The organism is Curtobacterium sp. SP.BCp, from assembly GCF_051903255.1.
Lineage (GTDB): Bacteria > Actinomycetota > Actinomycetes > Actinomycetales > Microbacteriaceae > Curtobacterium.
The window spans coordinates 1878560-1891194 of the sequence record NZ_CP194338.1; the positions used below are offsets into that span (position 1 = coordinate 1878560).

The 12635-nt window shown below is 70.2% G+C and carries 13 protein-coding genes; 11 read left to right on the forward strand and 2 right to left on the reverse strand.

Translation table 11 applies throughout. The features are described from left to right. The first annotated feature begins 11 nt into the window (after positions 1–11). The 11 genes from pdxS to ACRQ4C_RS09115 all read left to right on the forward strand — a co-directional run bounded on the left by pdxS (position 12) and on the right by ACRQ4C_RS09115 (position 10858). Positions 12–932, forward strand: coding sequence for a pyridoxal 5'-phosphate synthase lyase subunit PdxS (pdxS, locus tag ACRQ4C_RS09065; protein WP_175350594.1), 921 nt, complete (start codon positions 12–14; stop codon positions 930–932). Further along, positions 922–1527 carry a pyridoxal 5'-phosphate synthase glutaminase subunit PdxT gene (pdxT, locus tag ACRQ4C_RS09070; RefSeq protein WP_439688453.1) on the forward strand — a complete coding sequence of 202 codons (606 nt, stop codon included), beginning with the start codon at positions 922–924 and terminating at the stop codon, positions 1525–1527. Before pdxS ends, pdxT begins: the two co-directional genes overlap by 11 nt. 157 nt (positions 1528–1684) lie before the next feature. Then, positions 1685–2452, forward strand: coding sequence for a YebC/PmpR family DNA-binding transcriptional regulator (locus ACRQ4C_RS09075; protein WP_290131753.1), 768 nt, complete (start codon positions 1685–1687; stop codon positions 2450–2452). A 2-nt stretch (positions 2453–2454) separates the two neighbouring features. Beyond that, a complete protein-coding gene (ruvC, locus tag ACRQ4C_RS09080) occupies positions 2455–3120 on the forward strand; it encodes a crossover junction endodeoxyribonuclease RuvC (RefSeq protein WP_290131752.1) in 666 nt (221 codons plus the stop codon). Next, a complete protein-coding gene (ruvA, locus tag ACRQ4C_RS09085; RefSeq protein WP_439688454.1) occupies positions 3117–3737 on the forward strand; it encodes a Holliday junction branch migration protein RuvA in 621 nt (206 codons plus the stop codon). Before ruvC ends, ruvA begins: the two co-directional genes overlap by 4 nt. Further along, a complete protein-coding gene (ruvB, locus tag ACRQ4C_RS09090) occupies positions 3734–4765 on the forward strand; it encodes a Holliday junction branch migration DNA helicase RuvB (RefSeq protein WP_290131750.1) in 1032 nt (343 codons plus the stop codon). Before ruvA ends, ruvB begins: the two co-directional genes overlap by 4 nt. A 102-nt stretch (positions 4766–4867) precedes the next feature. Further along, a complete protein-coding gene (locus ACRQ4C_RS09095; protein ID WP_290131749.1) occupies positions 4868–5266 on the forward strand; it encodes a preprotein translocase subunit YajC in 399 nt (132 codons plus the stop codon). A gap of 89 nt (positions 5267–5355) precedes the next feature. Continuing rightward, positions 5356–7110 (forward strand): protein translocase subunit SecD, encoded by a 1755-nt coding sequence (gene secD / locus ACRQ4C_RS09100; RefSeq protein ID WP_290131748.1) that lies wholly within the window; start codon positions 5356–5358, stop codon positions 7108–7110. Next, positions 7110–8111 carry a protein translocase subunit SecF gene (gene secF / locus ACRQ4C_RS09105; RefSeq protein ID WP_290131747.1) on the forward strand — a complete coding sequence of 334 codons (1002 nt, stop codon included), beginning with the start codon at positions 7110–7112 and terminating at the stop codon, positions 8109–8111. Before secD ends, secF begins: the two co-directional genes overlap by 1 nt. After that, positions 8111–8458 carry a rhodanese-like domain-containing protein gene (locus ACRQ4C_RS09110; RefSeq protein WP_290131746.1) on the forward strand — a complete coding sequence of 116 codons (348 nt, stop codon included), beginning with the start codon at positions 8111–8113 and terminating at the stop codon, positions 8456–8458. The genes secF and ACRQ4C_RS09110 overlap by 1 nt, the downstream gene beginning before the upstream one ends. A 72-nt stretch (positions 8459–8530) precedes the next feature. After that, positions 8531–10858, forward strand: a complete 2328-nt coding sequence (locus tag ACRQ4C_RS09115; protein WP_290131745.1) for a RelA/SpoT family protein — start codon at positions 8531–8533, stop codon at positions 10856–10858. A 61-nt stretch (positions 10859–10919) separates the two neighbouring features. Here the strand turns inward: ACRQ4C_RS09115 and ACRQ4C_RS09120 are convergent, their stop codons facing one another. Both ACRQ4C_RS09120 and ACRQ4C_RS09125 read right to left on the reverse strand, forming a co-directional pair. Further along, positions 10920–11486, reverse strand: coding sequence for a type IV toxin-antitoxin system AbiEi family antitoxin (locus tag ACRQ4C_RS09120; protein ID WP_439688455.1), 567 nt, complete (start codon positions 11484–11486; stop codon positions 10920–10922). 179 nt (positions 11487–11665) lie between these two features. After that, positions 11666–12631, reverse strand: coding sequence for an ROK family protein (locus tag ACRQ4C_RS09125; RefSeq protein WP_439688456.1), 966 nt, complete (start codon positions 12629–12631; stop codon positions 11666–11668). Positions 12632–12635: the final 4 nt, after the last annotated feature.

Here is a 12635-nt window from a genome sequence, read left to right on the forward strand (position 1 = left end):
CTGTCGGCATCATGAGCGACAGCAGCAGCACCCCGAGCACCCCCGGCACCTCGATCACCGGCTCCGACCGCGTCAAGCGCGGCCTCGCGGAGATGCTCAAGGGCGGCGTCATCATGGACGTCGTCGACGCCGAGCAGGCCCGCATCGCCGAGGAAGCCGGCGCCACCGCCGTCATGGCGCTCGAGCGCGTCCCCGCCGACATCCGGGCACAGGGCGGCGTCGCCCGCATGTCCGACCCGTCCATGATCGAGGAGATCATCGCCGCGGTGTCGATCCCCGTCATGGCGAAGGCCCGCATCGGACACTTCGTCGAGGCGCAGGTGCTGCAGGAGCTCGGCGTCGACTACATCGACGAGTCCGAGGTGCTCTCGCCCGCCGACTACGTCAACCACATCGACAAGTGGAACTTCACCACGCCCTTCGTCTGCGGTGCGACCAATCTCGGTGAGGCCCTCCGTCGCATCACCGAGGGCGCGGCCATGATCCGCTCCAAGGGCGAGGCCGGCACCGGCGACGTGTCCGAGGCCACCAAGCACATCCGCACGATCAACAAGGAGATCGCTGCCCTCCGGCACCTCAAGGAGGACGAGCTCTACGTCGCCGCGAAGGAGCTCCAGGCGCCGTTCGACGTCGTCAAGGAGGTCGCGCAGACCGGCAAGCTCCCCGTGGTGCTCTTCACCGCGGGTGGCGTGGCCACCCCGGCCGATGCCGCGATGATGATGCAGCTCGGCGCGGACGGCGTCTTCGTCGGCTCCGGAATCTTCAAGTCGGGCGACCCGGCCAAGCGCGCGGCCGCGATCGTCAAGGCCACGACCTTCCACGACGACCCGAAGGTCATCGCCGAGGTCTCCCGCGGGCTCGGTGAGGCCATGGTGGGCATCAACGTCGCCGACGTCCCCGCGCCGCACCGCCTGGCCGAGCGTGGCTGGTAGTCCGACCGCGCACCCGCGCATCGGCGTCCTCGCGCTCCAGGGCGACTTCCGCGAGCACATCGCGTCGCTGACCGAACTCGGCGCCGACGTCGTGCCGCTCCGCCGTCCGGAGGAGATCGCGTCGCTCGACGGCGTGGTCGTCCCCGGCGGCGAGTCGAGCGTCATGGACAAGCTCTCGCGTGCGTTCGGTGTCGCGGAGCCGCTGGCCGCCGCCATCCGCGGTGGTCTCCCCACGTACGGGACCTGCGCGGGCATGATCATGCTCTCGTCGCGCATCGCCGCGGGCATCCCGGGGCAGCAGACCCTCGACGTGCTCGACACGACCGTGCGGCGGAACGCCTTCGGGAGCCAGAACGACTCGTTCGAGATCGACATCCCGATGCCAGAGCTCGGTGAGGCCCCGGTGCACGCCGTGTTCATCCGCGCACCCGTGGTCGAGGAGCACGGGCCGGGGGTCGAGGTCCTCGGGGCGCTCCCGGACGGCCAGGTCGTCGCCGTGCAGCAGGGCAACGTGATCGCCAGCGCGTTCCACCCCGAGGTCGCGGGGGAGGACCGGTTCCACCGGCGCTTCCTCGACCTCGTCCACAGTGCTTGATGCAACCAGTGCCTGACCCGACCAGTGCCTGACCCGACCACCCTGGCGGTTCCCTCGACCGGCCACGCGCTGTCCACAGGACCAGCGCGCCGGACCGACACCGTGCCTCCCGGCTCGGTAGACTGACCAGGATCTTCCGCAAGACGCAAGGAGCACCGTGTCCGGGCATTCCAAGTGGGCAACGACCAAGCACAAGAAGGCGGTCATCGACCAGCGCCGTGCCAAGTCGTTCGCCAAGCTCATCAAGAACATCGAGGTCGCCGCGAAGATGGGCGGCGCCGACCTGTCGGGGAACCCGACCCTGGTCGACGCCGTGCAGAAGGCGAAGAAGACCTCGGTGCCGAACGACAACATCGACCGCGCCATCAAGCGCGGTGCCGGTCTCACCGGTGAGTCGATCGAGTACACGACGATCATGTACGAGGGTTACGGCCCGAACGGCGTCGCGATGCTGATCGAGTGCCTCACGGACAACAAGAACCGTGCCGCGGCCGAGGTCCGGACGGCGATGTCGCGCAACGGTGGCACCATGGCCGACCCGGGCAGCGTCGCGTACAACTTCTCCCGCAAGGGCGTCATCTCGGTCACGAAGACCGATGGCCTCGACGAGGACACCGTGATGGGTGCCGTGCTCGACGCCGGTGTCGAGGACGTCATCGACCAGGGCGGCGGCTTCGAGGTCATCACCGAGGCGACCGACCTCGTCGCGGCCCGCACGGCCCTGCAGGACGCCGGCATCGACTACGACTCGGCCGACGCCGAGTTCGTCCCGGGGCTCAAGGTCCCGGTCGACGCCGAGACCGCCCGCAAGGTGTTCCGGCTGATCGACGCGCTCGAGGACTCGGACGACGTGCAGAACGTCTACTCGAACTTCGACATCCCCGCGGACGTCCAGGCCGAGCTCGACGAGGACGAGGGCGAGTAGCCGTGCTCCGGGTGCTCGGGGTCGACCCCGGGCTCACCCGGTGCGGCGTCGGCGTGGTCGAGGTCGCACCGAACCGGCGTGCCCGGCTCGTGCACGTGACCGTCGTCCGGACACCGGCGGACATGGCGCTCGAGCAGCGCCTCCTCCGGATCGCGGACGGCATCGCCGCCGAGATCGACGAGCACCGTCCGCAAGCGGTCGCCGTCGAGCGGGTCTTCGCGCAGGCGAACGTCCGCACCGTGATGGGCACCGCGCAGGCGGCGGGCCTGGCACTGCACGCGGCGGCGGCGCGCGGCCTGCCGGTCGGCCTGCACACCCCGTCCGAGGTCAAGGCGGCGATCACCGGGTACGGCAACGCCGACAAGCGACAGGTGCAGACGATGGTCGCCGCCGTGCTCGGCCTCGCCGAGGCGCCGAAGCCCGCGGACGCTGCGGACGCGCTCGCCCTCGCGGTGTGCCACGCCTGGAGGCTCGGATCACCAGACCAGGCCGGGTCCGGTCCGTCGTCGCTCACCCCGGCGCAGCGTGCCTGGCGGGACGCGCAGCAGGGCACCGGTGCCGACTCGCCCCTGGCCCGCGCGGCGGCCGCCGCGGCGCGTGGTGGCTCGCGCGGCGTCGCGCGTGGTGCGGGGGCAACGTCGGTGGGCGGCCCTAGGCTCGGAGCATGATCGCGAGTCTCCGGGGCACCTGCATCGACGTCGCCGGATCGAGCGTGGTGATCGAGGTCGGGGGAGTCGGGTACGCCGTCACCGTCACGCCCGCGCACGCCCTGACGATGCGACACGGGGCCGAGGTCTTCGTCCGCACCGCGATGATCGTGCGCGAGGACGAACACCTCCTGTTCGGGTTCGAGACGACCGACGCACTCCGCGTGTTCGACCTCCTGCGCAGCGTGTCCGGTGTGGGGCCGAAGTCCGCTCTCGGGGTGCTCGCCCACCTGGACCCGGGGCAGATCGCCACCGCCGTCGCGAACGAGGACGACGCTGCGTTCCGCAAGGTGTCCGGCATCGGGCCGAAGACCGCGAAGCTCATCACCGTCGCCCTGGCCGGCAAGCTCGCCGCGTTCGAGCAGCCCACCGCGGCGGCGGCAGGTTCGACGTCCGGTGCGCACCCCGCGTCGGAGGACGTCGTCGTCGCCCTCGTCGGCCTCGGTTGGCGTGAGGACGCGGCGCGCGCTGCGGTCGACGCCGTCGTCACCGAGGACCCGGCCGCCGCGACGTTCGGCACCCAGGCGCTCCTCCGCGCCGCCCTCGGGGCCCTCCGACCGGCCGGAGCGGGCCGATGAGCGGCATCACGGCCGCCGGGGCGGAGTCGCAGGAGGAACTCGCCTTCGAAGGCGCCCTCCGCCCCCGTTCCCTCGACGAGTTCGTGGGACAGCGCAAGGTCCGCGGTCAGCTCGACCTGCTGCTCAAGGCGGCGGCGATGCAGGAGCGCACACCCGACCACATCCTGATGGCGGGGCCGCCCGGACTCGGCAAGACCACCCTCGCGATGATCGTCGCGCACGAGTCCGGCCGGCCACTGCGGATGTCGAGCGGTCCGGCGATCCAGCACGCCGGCGACCTCGCAGCCGTGCTCTCGTCACTGGTGCCGGGTGAAGTCCTGTTCATCGACGAGATCCACCGCATGGCACGGTCGGCGGAAGAGATGCTCTACCTCGCGATGGAGGACTTCCGGATCGACGTCATGGTCGGCAAGGGAGCCGGCGCGACGAGCATCCCGCTCGACCTCGCACCGTTCACGCTGGTCGGCGCGACGACCCGGGCCGGCCTGTTGCCGAACCCGCTGCGGGACCGCTTCGGCTTCACCGCACACCTCGAGTTCTACGAGAAGGACGAGCTGGAGCAGGTGCTCATCCGCGCGGCGCACCTGCTGGAGCTCGACATCGACCGCTCCGCCCTGCGCGAGATCGCTGGGCGCTCCCGGGGCACCCCGCGCATCGCGAACCGCTTGCTCCGACGCGTCCGCGACTTCACGCTGGTCCACCGTCCCCGCGACGGCATGGCCGCGGTGCAGGGCGCCCTCGAGCTGTACGACGTCGACGAACTCGGCCTCGACCGACTCGACCGGGCCGTGGTCGAGACGATGCTGACCCGGTTCGACGGCGGGCCCGTGGGGTTGAACACGCTCGCGGTGTCCGTCGGCGAAGAATCCGAGACGATCGAGTCGGTCGTCGAGCCGTTCCTCGTCCGGCTCGGTCTCGTCACCCGCACCCCCCGCGGTCGGATCGCGACGCCGCAGGCATGGCGGCACTTCGGCATGACGCCGGGGCAGTCGAGCGCCGGTCCCGCACTCTTCGGCGACGACGACTGAACCCCCACCGACCGAGCAGTCCCCGAGCGCACACGTCGCCCAGCGAGGAGTGCCCTAGACTGCTACGGCCCGAAACCGAGCAACCAGAGAAGGCATCGCATCATGGGTCAAGAAGTCATCCTCATCGTCATCGTCGTGGCGTTCGCGGCCTTCATGTTCTACAACAGCCGGAAGCGCAAGAAGCAGCAGGCGGAGCTCGCCACCAAGATGGTCCCGGGCGCGCAGGTCATGCTGTCCTTCGGCCTCTACGGCAAGCTCCTCTCGGTCGATGACGAGAAGGTCACCGCCGAGGTCGAGGTCGCCCCGGGCACGATCGTGACCGTGCACCGCCAGACGCTCTCCCGCGTCGTGGACGCGACCGCCGACGACGTCGACACCGCCGTCACGCCGGAGGACGAGCCGAAGCACGTCACCGAGCTTAACGGCCAGCCGGTCGTCGACGACCAGGCCCCGGCCTACGGTGAGCGCACCGACGAGCCGAACCGCAAGAACGACAACTGATGTTCTTGGCTGTCGGGTCGTGAGGCCCGGCAGCATCACTCCTGCCGTCGGCTCGCGTCGTCGGTCCTGACAGAAAGACGAGACGACCGGTGGCACGATCGACACCCGTCAAGAAGGCGCTCCGCTCGCTCACCTGGTTGGTGATCCTGATGGCGGTCCTCGCAGGACTCAACACCGCTGCATCGATCCTCGCCAGCACGACGAAGGACGACACCGACAAGTGGTTCGCGGGCGCCAGCTGGGTCCCGGAGCTCGCGCTCGACCTGCAGGGCGGCACGCAGCTGACCCTCGCGGCGCAGAACACCGAGGGCGGCTCGGTCACGAGCCAGCAGCTCAACCAGGCCGTGAACATCATCCGCCAGCGCATCAACGCGACGGGTGTGTCGGAGTCGCAGATCAACACGCAGGGGACGAACAACATCGTCGTCTCGATCCCCGGCAAGCCCGACCAGGCGACCATCGACCGGATCGAAGCAGCGGCGAAGCTGACCTTCCGTCCGGTGCTGTACACCGAGGCCGCCACGAACACCGCCGTCGGTGGCAGCGACGGCGCCTCGGCCTCGCCGACGCCCTACACGCCGCCGGCATCGCTGCAGGCCACGCCGAGCACGAAGCCGACGAACGGCAGCGATCTCTCGCAGGTCACGCCGGCGCTCCAGGCGCTCTACACGAACTACAACTGCAAGGCACCGGACGACGTCACCGCCGCTCCCGACGACGAACCGCTCGTGACGTGCGACCAGGACGGCGCCGCGAAGTACATCCTCGGTCCGGTCGAGGTCTCGGGCTCCGGCATCAGCAACGCCACCTCGGGTCTCGCCACCGACTCGCAGGGTGCGTCCACCGGCCAGTGGGCCGTCAACCTGACGTTCTCGGGCAAGAGCTCGGACGACTTCCGCGACGTCACCAGCCGGCTCGTGAAGCTGCAGGCGCCGCAGAACCAGTTCGCGATCGTCCTCGACGGCACGGTCATCACCGCTCCGGCGTCGAACGCGGCCATCACCAACGGCAAGGCGCAGATCACCGGCAACTTCACGGCCGACTCCGCGAAGACCCTCGCGGACCAGCTCAAGTACGGCGCGCTGCCGATCAACTTCCAGGTCCAGTCGAACGAGAACATCTCGGCGACGCTCGGGACCGCACAGCTCGTCGGCGGTCTCGTCGCCGGCCTGATCGGCCTCATCCTGGTGATCATCTACTCGGTCATCCAGTACCGGGCGCTCGCGTTCGTGACGGTCCTGTCGCTCGGGGTCGCAGCAGCCCTGACCTACCTCGTCATCGCGATCATGTCCTGGCGCGTCGACTACCGCCTGTCGTTGGCGGGTGTGGCAGGTCTGATCGTGGCGATCGGCATCACCGCGGACTCGTTCATCGTGTACTTCGAACGCATCCGCGACGAGCTGCGGGACGGCCGCGGTCTCGAGGGTGCCGTCGAGTCCGGATGGCGTCGAGCCCTGCGCACGATCCTCGCGTCGGACTCGATCAACTTCCTCGCCGCCGTGGTCCTGTACATCCTCGCCGTCAGTGACGTGAAGGGCTTCGCGTTCACGCTGCTCCTCACGACCCTGATCGACGTCGTCGTCGTGGTGCTGTTCACGCACCCGATGATGCAGCTCATCGCACGCAGCCGGTTCTTCGGCGAGGGCCACAAGTTCAGCGGGCTCGATCCGAGCGCCCTGGGGGCCGTCTACCGGGGACGCGCGCAGTTCCGGGCACCGGTCGTGGACGGCAAGCGTCAGCAGCGGAGCGCCGGTGAGGCGCAGCGCCGCCAGACGATCGCCGAGCGGAAGGCCCGCGAAGCCGCGGGCGACAACGGCACGACGCCGGACGGGAAGGACGACTGATGGCCAGCTTCAGCCAGTTCGGCAGCGACCTCTACACGGGCAAGCGCTCCTACGACATCGTCGGACGCCGTCGCACGTGGTACCTCATCGCGATCGTGATGATCGTGCTCTCCCTCGGCATCCCGTGGCTCCGCGGCGGGTACCAGCTCGGGATCGAGTTCACGGGCGGGTCGGAGTTCACCATCTCCGACGTCAAGACCACGAACCAGGCGATCGCGACCGACACCGTCGAGTCGATCGTCCCCGAGGGTGTGCCGCGCGTGTCGCAGCTCGGGCAGCACGGCATCCGCGTGCAGACCGGTCAGCTGACCGACCGGCAGACGACCGAGGTGCAGGACGCCCTCGCGAAGGCGTACGACGTCCCGGACAGTCAGGTCGCGGCGACGTTCATCGGTGCGACCTGGGGTGCGGACGTCCTCGCGCAGGCCATCCGCGGCCTCGTGATCTTCCTCGCCCTCGCGGCCGTGGTCATGGCGCTGTACTTCCGCACGTGGAAGATGTCGGTGGCCGCCATGACGGCGCTGCTGCACGACCTCCTCATCACGGCGGGCGTGTACGGCATCGTGGGCCTCGAGGTCACCCCGGCGGCCGTGATCGGCTTCCTGACGATCCTCGGGTACTCGCTGTACGACACCGTCGTGGTCTTCGACAAGGTGCGTGAGAACACCAGCCAGGAGAGCGTCCGGACGTTCAAGCAGTCGGTGAACCTCGCCGTGAACCAGACCCTCGTGCGCTCGATCAACACCTCCGTGGTCGCCCTGCTGCCGGTCGCGGCGATCCTCTTCATCGGATCGTACGTCCTGGGCGCCGGGACGCTGCGCGACATCTCGCTCGCGCTGTTCATCGGCATCATCGTCGGCACGTACTCGACGATCTTCATCGCGTCGCCGATGTACGCGCACCTCCGGGAGAACGAGCCGAAGATCAAGCAGGCCGACGCCAAGAAGGAACAGGCCGCGGCGAAGCGGCAGCAGCAGGTCGACGCGACGGCGAACGTCTGATGGCCGTGGACATCACCGACATCGACGTCGCGGAGGCCCGGCGCCGGCTCGCCGAGGGCGCGAAACTGTTCGACGTCCGCGAGCAGGGGGAGTGGGACGAGGTCCACGCTCCCGAGGCGACGCTCGTCCCGATGTCCGAGCTGGTGTCGCGGTGGCAGGAGATCGACGGCGGCGACACCCCCGCGATGGTCATCTGCCACTCCGGCGGTCGCTCGGCGCGCGTGGTCGCTGCCCTCGAACAATCGGGGGTCTCCGCCGTGAACGTGCTCGGCGGGATGACCGCGTGGGAGCAGTCGGGTGCCGCAGTCGTCCGCGGTGCCCAGAGCGAACCGCGTCACGAGCACTGACCGGACGCGCGTAGTCTTGTCGGATCGAGCGCGGAGGAACTCCGCACCGGACGAGGTCTCGGGAGGCGCATCATGACCGACACGCGCGAATCGTCGCCGTCGGACGCCGCGAGCCGCCCGGCCTCGCCCGCCCGTCCGACGAGTCCGATCGGCCCGAACACCACGGGCAACCTCGGCTCGCTCCGCTCCCTGCTCCCGCGCCTGTTCTCCCGTGCGCAGCCAGCCGGAGCGGTCGACACGCTCATCCGCACGGTGCGGTCGCACCACCCGAAGGCCGACGTCACCCTCATCGAACGGGCGTACTCGGTCGCCGAGCAGGCGCACGACGGGCAGAAGCGCAAGTCCGGCGAGCCCTACATCACCCACCCGGTCGCGGTCGCGCAGATCCTCGCCGACCTCGGCATCGGCACGATCACGATCGCCGCGGCGCTCCTGCACGACACCGTCGAGGACACGGACTACCAGCTCGACCAGCTCCGCGCCGACTTCGGTGACGAGATCGCGATGCTGGTCGACGGCGTCACGAAGCTCGACAAGGTCAAGTACGGCGACAGCGCACAGGCCGAAACCGTCCGCAAGATGGTCATCGCGATGTCGAAGGACATCCGAGTGCTCGTCATCAAGCTCGCGGACCGCCTGCACAACGCCCGCACGTGGGGCTTCGTGGAGTCCGCCTCCGCGACGCGCAAGGCCAAGGAGACGCTCGAGATCTACGCGCCCCTGGCGCACCGGCTCGGCATCCAGATGATCAAGCTGGAGCTCGAGGACCTCTCGTTCGCGGTGCTGCACCCGAAGCTCTACGTCGAGATCGACAGCCTCGTGAAGGAACGGCAGCCGAAGCGCGAGCAGTTCGTGCAGAACGTCATCGGCACGCTGAAGAAGGACCTCAAGGCCGCGAAGATCCGCGGTGACGTGATGGGCCGACCGAAGCAGTACTACTCGATCTACCAGAAGATGATCGTGCGTGGGCGCGAGTTCGACGAGATCTACGACCTCGTCGGGATCCGCGTTCTCGTCCCGACCGTGCGGGACTGCTACGCGATGCTCGGCTCCGTGCACGCTCGGTGGACGCCGCTGCCCGGGCGGTTCAAGGACTACATCGCGACGCCGAAGTTCAACCTGTACCAGTCGCTGCACACCACCGTCCTCGGTCCCCAGGGCCGCGCGGTCGAGATCCAGATCCGCACCCACGAGATGCACCAGCGCGCCGAGTTCGGTGTCGCTGCCCACTGGAAGTACAAGCAGCGCGTCACCGGCCGCGACGTCGACTCGTCGAGCCAGAACGACCAGGACATGGCGTGGCTCGCCCACATCACCGACTGGCAGGCGGAGACGAGCGATCCCGGCGAGTTCCTCGACTCGCTGCGCTACGAGATCGGCGCGAAGGAGACCTACGTCTTCACGCCGCAGGGCAAGGTCATCGGCCTGCCGTCGGGCGCCACCCCGGTCGACTTCGCGTACGCCGTGCACACCGAGATCGGCCACCGCACGATGGGGGCGAAGGTCAACGGGCGGCTCGTCCCGCTCGAGAGCACCCTGTCGAGCGGCGACGTCGTCGAGATCTTCACGTCGAAGAACCCCGACTCCGGCCCGAGCCAGGACTGGCTGACCTTCGTCCGGAGCCCGCGCGCTCGGAACAAGATCAAGCAGTGGTTCACCAAGGAGCGTCGCGAAGAGGCCATCGAGCAGGGCCGTGACGCCATCGCCCGCGCGATGCGGAAGCAGAACCTGCCGCTGCAGCGCATCCTCAGCCAGGACACCATCGCCGAGGTCGCGTCCTCGATGCGCTACGAGGACGTCTCTGCCCTCTACGCGGCGATCGGGGAGGGGCACGTCTCGACGCAGTCCGTCATCGAGAAGGTGCTGGGCAGCGTCCAGACCGAGACCGAGACGGACGAGCCGGAGCTGGCGTTCCCGCGGCAGATCACGAGCCGCCAGCTGCGCAACAGCGACTCGGGCGTCCTCGTCCGTGGTGCGCCGGACATCCTCGTGAAGCTCGCGAAGTGCTGCACCCCGGTGCCCGGCGACCAGATCGTCGGGTTCATCACCCGCGGCCAGGGTGTCTCCGTGCACCAGGCGTCGTGCTCGAACGTGAAGTCCCTCATGAACGAGCCGGACCGCATGATCGAGGTCGAGTGGGCACCGTCGTCGAAGTCGGTGTTCCTCGTGCAGATCCAGATCGAGGCGCTGGACCGCTCGGGCCTCCTGAGCGACGTCACGCGTGTGCTGACCGACCACCACGTGAACATCCTGTCGGCGACGGTCTCGACCTCGTCCGACCGACTGGCGCTGAGCCGGTTCGTGTTCGAGATGGGCGACACCACCCACCTGGACCGGGTCCTCAACGCGGTGCGGCGCATCGACGCCGTGTACGACGTGTACCGCGTCAGCGCCGGCTGACGCTCGCCGTCCACAGGGAGGCGCGCCGCGTCGCAGCGAGGCGAGCCCCGGCCGAGCCCGGTCAGGACGGCTCGGAGCCGAACAGCGCGGTGAGACGCCGCTCGGCCTGGCGGACCATCGGCACGACACCGAGCGCACCGAGGGCTCGCCGCAGCTCGTCCGTGCCGACGACGCCGGCCCCGACGAGACCCCGCACGGCGTCCTCGTCGGCAGGGTGCATGCGGCCGGCGGTCGGCCCGGGTGCCCGGAGCAGGTCGATCGCGGTCCGCGGTGGTGTCGTCACCCGGAGCGCCGCGAGGGCCCGGACGTCCTCGTGCGGCAGCGCGACCTCGCGCACCCGGACGGTCGCGGGATCGACCCGGAGCCGCACGTGCGAGGGCACGACGCACTCGTGGGGGAGCGGTGGACGCGACAGCCCGCCCCACACCCAGGCCGCGGTGCGGTGGGCGGCGACGAGGCGGACGTCCGGCAGGGCCCACGCAGCCGCTGCGGCACGCAACGCCGGGTCCTGCGGTTCGGCCGGTGATGCCCAGCACGGACCGACGGGCACGAGCTCCCCGGCGAGCACCGCGGCCCGGAGTTCGGCCTCCGGCCAGTCGTCGGTCGTCAGCAGGCGCGAGCGGGGCACCCGGACATCCTGCCGGACCGACCTGCCCGACCGGGCCGGGCTGTGGACAGGGCCACGGAACGACCGGAGGGGCGGGGCGGGGACGACCCGTGCCTCCCGGCCGACACGCGTCAGCGCACCGCGGGGACGCAAGCCGCGCCGCGCCGCGCCGCGGCACGGCGCGCGTCAGCGACGCTCGGTCAGCGCAGCACGTCCGCCCGGTGCACGAGCGCAGCGGCGCCGATGAGCGGCCCGTCCTGCGAGAGCCCGGTGGGGACGATCCGCACCTTCGTCACGAACGGGAACTCGACGCGCTCCGCCACGGCCTGCCGCGCGAACTCGAAGAGATCAGGGGTGACGTGGGAGAAGCCGCCGCCGATCGCCACGACCTCGAGGTCGACCAGGCTCGTTGCCGCGGCGATCGCCTGTCCGAGCGCGCGACCGCTACGCCGCACCGCTGCGACGGCGATCTCGTCGCCGGCCGCGTACGCGGCGGCGAGGTCCTCGCCCGTCGTGCCGGCGAAGCCCTGACGCTGCGCCCAGGCGACGGTCTTCGGACCGGACGCGACGGCCTCCAGGCAGCCCGTGCCGCCGCATGCGCACGGGTCGTCGAACCCGCCGCACTCGACGTGTCCGATGTGGCCCGCGTTGCCGGTCGGGCCGCTGACCGTGCGGCCGTGCAGGATGAGCCCGCCGCCGACGCCCGTGGAGACGATCATGCCCATCACGTGTTCGGACCCCTGCGCTGCGCCGACCCAGTGCTCGGCCAGGGTGATCGCGAGGCCGTCCATGCGGAGTGTCACGGGGACCCCGGCGGGCACGTGCTGCGCGACGCGGTCCCGCAGCGGGTAGCCGCGCCAGACGGGCATGTTCAGCGGGGACACGAGGCCGTGGACCTCGTCGACGGGGCCGGCCGAACCGATGCCGACGCCGACGAGGACCGCGTCCGCGGGCAGGGTCGCGAGCGTGGCGGTGACGACCTCGTCGACCGCGGCCTGCAGCTCGTCGGACGTCCGGCCGGGGCCGGTCGGGCTGCGGTGCCGCGTGGCCGGCAGGACGACGCCCTGGTCGGTGACCAGGGCGGCCTCGACCTTGGTGCCGCCGAGGTCGACGGCGAGGGCGAGGGCCTGCCCTGGGAGGTGGGCCTGGGTGGTGCTGTCGGTCATGATC

Excerpts from the sequence above, each read along its gene's own strand:
- pdxS (WP_175350594.1), top strand. The coding sequence starts at position 12 with ATGAGCGACAGCAGCAGCACCCCGAGCACCCCCGGCACCTCGATCACC.
- ruvA (WP_439688454.1), top strand. The coding sequence starts at position 3,117 with ATGATCGCGAGTCTCCGGGGCACCTGCATCGACGTCGCCGGATCGAGC.
- ruvB (WP_290131750.1), top strand. The coding sequence starts at position 3,734 with ATGAGCGGCATCACGGCCGCCGGGGCGGAGTCGCAGGAGGAACTCGCC.
- ACRQ4C_RS09095 (WP_290131749.1), top strand. The coding sequence starts at position 4,868 with ATGGGTCAAGAAGTCATCCTCATCGTCATCGTCGTGGCGTTCGCGGCC.
- secF (WP_290131747.1), top strand. The coding sequence starts at position 7,110 with ATGGCCAGCTTCAGCCAGTTCGGCAGCGACCTCTACACGGGCAAGCGC.
- ACRQ4C_RS09110 (WP_290131746.1), top strand. The coding sequence starts at position 8,111 with ATGGCCGTGGACATCACCGACATCGACGTCGCGGAGGCCCGGCGCCGG.
- ACRQ4C_RS09115 (WP_290131745.1), top strand. The coding sequence starts at position 8,531 with ATGACCGACACGCGCGAATCGTCGCCGTCGGACGCCGCGAGCCGCCCG.
- ACRQ4C_RS09125 (WP_439688456.1), bottom strand. The coding sequence starts at position 12,631 with ATGACCGACAGCACCACCCAGGCCCACCTCCCAGGGCAGGCCCTCGCC.